This is a genomic window from Bradyrhizobium sp. (assembly GCF_035570375.1).
Classification (GTDB): Bacteria; Pseudomonadota; Alphaproteobacteria; order Rhizobiales; family Xanthobacteraceae; genus Bradyrhizobium.
This window is the reverse complement of record NZ_DATMLW010000106.1, coordinates 1-4,238: the sequence shown is the minus strand read 5'-3', so window position 1 is coordinate 4,238 and position 4,238 is coordinate 1. Positions and strand designations below refer to the sequence as shown.

Genomic DNA, 4,238 nt, shown 5'->3' with positions numbered 1-4,238 from the left:
CCGGCACAATGATCTTTCAGCGGAGAGCAGACATGACCGACCGTGCCACGCCTGACGCAGCCTCGGACACCACCGACCTGTTCGAGATCATCCGAACCACTCGGTCGATGCGGCGGCTGAAACCAGACCCGGTGCCGAACGAGCTGATCCGAAAGATCTTGGAGGCTGGTGTGTGTGCGCCGAGCGGCGGAAATATGCAGCGCTGGCAGTTCCTGGTAATCCGCGATCCAAAGGTCAAGGAGACGGTCGGAGCCTTGTACAAGCGTGCGTGGGACGAGCAGGTTGCCCCACGGTATCGGTCGGGTGAACCCGCCCCTGGCATGATCCGCGAGCGATTTTTGCGGTTGCTCGATGCGGCGGAATATTTGGCCAATCACATTCATAAGGCTCCGGTGTGGATCGTGCCCTGCCTCGAAGGCGCGACACCGACCCGCACGTCCGGTTCATCGATCTATCCAGCAGTGCAGAACATGCTTCTGGCGGCGAGAGCGCTCGGTCTCGGTGCGACATTGACGACGCTTTATTTGAACTTCGAGAAGGAAGTGGAGGCCGCACTCGGGTTGCCGCCTAACGTGCATTCCTACGCCCTGCTGCCGATCGGCTACCCCATAGGCCGGTTCGGGCCAGTCCGCCGTATTGCCCTCGCCGATGTCGTCTATGAGGATCGCTGGGGCCAGCCTTCCCACGATCTCTAAGTGCGGCAAACTCGGCATAATGCGCTTCTGATCGGCGCTCTCGAAACCGAGATCGTGCTGGCCCCAGGTCGATGACAGTTTGAGACTTTAGCATACAGCGATCTAATTTTAGTGGATGGGTCAGTCTCCCCGCCCCACCTTTGCCTCGGCGGCCTTGTCCAATATCGTCTGAATGTGGACTCGAGAGCACTCCTTGCAAAATGCCACTCTTCGGGATCGGGCTCGCGAGCGACCACGGTCAATTGCTCCTCCATCGGTTGATGCTTGCCGCAGAGATCGCAAACATAGATTGCGGGCATGAGAGATCCCCCTTTTCGTTGAGAGCGCCACCTCGACGATCCCGATCGCCTTTCTGGACGCCGACCCGGTCGGGACCGGGCTGGTCGGGAGTCTCGCCCGGCCGGGCGGGTATCTCACCGGTTTCAGCATTTTCAGCAGCGAACTGGCCGATTTGGCGTGTCGGGCTCGGACACGGTAGTCGCAAGTTGACTTAAAGCGAAGGGACCGCAATCGGAAAGCGCCGTCGCGAAGCGGAAGGGGCGGGTTATTATCTGCGCGGGTTTTTTTGAGGCAGACGATTGTGGGAGAATTCGCGGCGGTGCAACCGCGGGAACCAACGAATCCGCCTCAGGGAATGTTGCCGCGTCGGGGCCGGCGACCAGGATGAAGGTGCGGCAAAGCAGATACGGATGGGAAGACCAAACAGGCCTACGGCTCGGTCGGAACGGCCTCGCGATGGCCCTCTGCATCGTGGTCGTGTTTGGAGCCGGATTAAGGGCCTATGCGCTCGACTTTCAGAGCCTGTGGACCGACGAAATCTCTTCGCTGATGATCACGGACCCGACGCTGCCGTTCCGCCAATTCTGGGACCGAGTGCTGGCCGACACTCATCCGCCCATCTACTATCTGATTCTGCGGTGGTCATCGTCGGCGCTCGGCCAATCGGAGATCGTTGCGCGCGCTCCGAGCGTCTTGTTTGGAATATTGACTGTCTGCGCCGCCGGGATACTCCCCAGCGCGTCGCTATCTCGCAGCTCGCGCGTCGCGTTGGCGCTGCTCCTCGCCGTTTCACCGGGTGCGGTCTGGTATGCCCGGGAGGCACGCTCTTATGCGCTCCTACTGCTGCTGTCGACGCTCATCACCGTGGCTTGCATTCGATTATTACGCTGCATGCCGCGCGAAGACCGCGCCGCGCGCGGGGCACTCACTATGCTCACAATGGCGGCGTTGCTCGCTTCCTTCACGCATTACTTCGGCTTCCTCCTTACGATGGCGGCGTTTTTCACTTGCTTTCTTCTGGTTGACAGCCGGCACAGAGCGCTTGTCGTACTTTCCGGTTGCGGGGCTGTCGCATTATTCATGCCATGGGTGGTTTACCATTCTCGGTTCATCACCAGCGAGCGAGCGACCTGGATCGGAGAGCTTTCGGTCGCGGCTTCAATTGACTGGTTCAAACACCTGGCGTTCGGCGGAAGCGCCTCGCTGCTCGTCTTCATCGGTGCGGCCGTGGCACTCCTGGCGACGGGAGGATGGCGTTTCGGTGTGGCACTGAATTCGACGATCGGTGCCTGCGCCCTGCTCTGCCTGCTGACACTGGCCGCCGCGGGTGTGATCTCGGTCCACACACCAATCCTGACGAGCCGCAACATGATCGTCGTTCTTCCGGCTATATATGTGATTGCCGCAGAGCTGACCTCGTGCCTAATGCGCCGCTGGGGCACTATCGTGGGCACGGCGTATCTGGTCCTTCAAATCGGGCTTATGTGCCAGGCGCTGGCCGCCTACTATACGATCGACGTAAATGAGCAATGGCGGGACTCGGCGGCACTGGTACTAGACACGCCCGGCTGCGCCTCGGGCAACATTCATGTCTACGGCGATGCGTCCAATTACCGCTTCTTCACACGATCCGTCAGACCAAACCTGCAACTGATCGAAATCCCGAGGGGAGCGGCAGCGGACCTCGGCAATGAGCCCACCACCACCTCCTGCCAGATCGTGCTTTGGATAGTCGGTGTAGCGCTATGGGATCTCGACGACCTGCTCGACAGACTTGGTCTCTCACGCTCCTCCTCTGAGGTGTCGGAACACCACTCGGCCTACGTGATTTTCCGCAAGCACCCATAACCTCTGCCTCAACCACCGCCCCCGCGCCGCTCGACTTGGCTGAACTCGACTGATGATCGGTAGTTTTTTATCCTGCAGCCAGCAAGGCCGCTAGCAAGCGTCGCCTTTGACCGTGGCTCGCTTCGCATTGTCCGGGAGGTTCCTGATAGTCGGCTCCGGGGCAAATCAGAAAAGGAGCTGCGGCTCGGCCGGAGGATCAATGAGGCAACGGGAGCACGCTTGGTGAGGCAACGCTTGACGTCTCGGGAACATTCCCCGGTGAGGCAATACGGCTTTCTATCCAGATTGCCGCGCTACAGTCTTTGCCCTTTAACCGCGCTACGGCCAAATCCCTGGTACGACCCACGCTATGCGATACCGCTCCTCGGCATGATTCTAGGCAACTGCATGACCGGCATTGCCTTAGGTCTCGACACCTTGACGACAAGCCTCGTCAGCCGACATGCCGGTGTCGAAGCTCAACGGTGACGCTTCCTCATCGCCGGCCCGCTCGGCGGCCGGCGCAGTCTCGTCGGTATTGCTCCCTGAGGTCAGGCCGCTTCCCGCTGACCGGCTGCCCTGGTGCTCAAGACAACCGCGTCGATCGAACTGCGCCGCAGCACATCATCATAAAGCTCGATGTAGTCGCGCGCCATGCGCTCGACCGAGAACTGCTCTTCGAAGCAACGTCGAATCCCGCTCCGATCCAGGGCTGCGGCACGCGGAACTGCGGCCACCGCCCTATCGACGCTATCGACTACAAAGCCCGTAAGCCCCTCGTCGATAACTTCTGGAACGGAGCCTTTCCTGAACGCAACGACTGGGGTGCCATTGGCCATCGCTTCGATCATGACCAGCCCGAAGGGTTCCGGCCAGTCGATCGGGAAAAGCAGCGCCATCGCCCGACCGAGAAATTCTCCTTTGTCGCGGTCACCGATCTCATCGATGAACTCCACCCCCGGACCCTTGAGCAGTCTTTTGATCTTGGCATTGTAGTAATCAAGATCCGCTTTGTCGACCTTGGCCGCGATTTTCAGCGGGATTCCGGCGCGGCGGGCAATTTTGATCGCGTTTTCCACCCCTTTCTCGGGACTGATGCGGCCGATAAAAGCGAGGTAGCCGCCGTCTCCGCGGCCCGGAAGATAAAGATCCGTCGGGAGGCCGTGATGAACAGTGCCCTGCCAGCTCGCCCAGGGCACCGGTGCCCTCTGAGCGTCCGAGATGGACACCAGTGGCATCATCGGAAATTCGCGAAAGAGGGGCTGCAGGTCCGGAAGATCAAGGCGGCCATGGGCCGTCGTCACGGTCTTGCCCCAGAGCCGGGCAAACAATGGAAAATGCAGAAAATCCGCATGAAAATGGATGATGTCGAAGGCTTCGGCGCTCCGCGCAACGCGGTTCAGCATCACCAGGTGACGCGGAAGAGGATCTTTGCAT

4 protein-coding genes are annotated in these 4,238 nt (G+C 60.2%); 3 read left to right on the top strand and 1 reads right to left on the bottom strand.

Features of this window, described 5'->3' with window-relative positions; translation table 11 throughout:
• Nucleotides 1-32: 32 nt before the first annotated feature.
• The 3 genes from VNX23_RS11310 (at nucleotide 33) to VNX23_RS11300 (ending at nucleotide 3,290) form a co-directional block, all read left to right on the top strand.
• Nucleotides 33-695 (top strand): nitroreductase family protein, encoded by a 663-nt coding sequence (locus VNX23_RS11310; protein ID WP_325630022.1) that lies wholly within the window; start codon nucleotides 33-35, stop codon nucleotides 693-695.
• Between the two features lie 735 nt (nucleotides 696-1,430).
• Nucleotides 1,431-2,822, top strand: coding sequence for a glycosyltransferase family 39 protein (locus VNX23_RS11305; protein WP_325630020.1), 1,392 nt, complete (start codon nucleotides 1,431-1,433; stop codon nucleotides 2,820-2,822).
• A gap of 222 nt (nucleotides 2,823-3,044) precedes the next feature.
• The gene (locus VNX23_RS11300) at nucleotides 3,045-3,290 is read left to right on the top strand and encodes an ABC transporter permease (RefSeq protein ID WP_325630019.1); all 246 of its coding nucleotides are present in this window, start codon (nucleotides 3,045-3,047) and stop codon (nucleotides 3,288-3,290) included.
• A 62-nt stretch (nucleotides 3,291-3,352) separates the two neighbouring features.
• On the opposite strand, the gene VNX23_RS11295 is transcribed toward VNX23_RS11300, so the two are convergent.
• Nucleotides 3,353-4,238 (bottom strand): glycosyltransferase family 4 protein (locus VNX23_RS11295; protein ID WP_325630017.1); only part of this gene is annotated, 886 nt, incomplete at its 5' end.

Coding starts and splice junctions, on each gene's coding strand:
- VNX23_RS11310 (WP_325630022.1), top strand. CDS start 33: ATGACCGACCGTGCCACGCCTGACGCAGCCTCGGACACCACCGACCTG.
- VNX23_RS11305 (WP_325630020.1), top strand. CDS start 1,431: ATGGCCCTCTGCATCGTGGTCGTGTTTGGAGCCGGATTAAGGGCCTAT.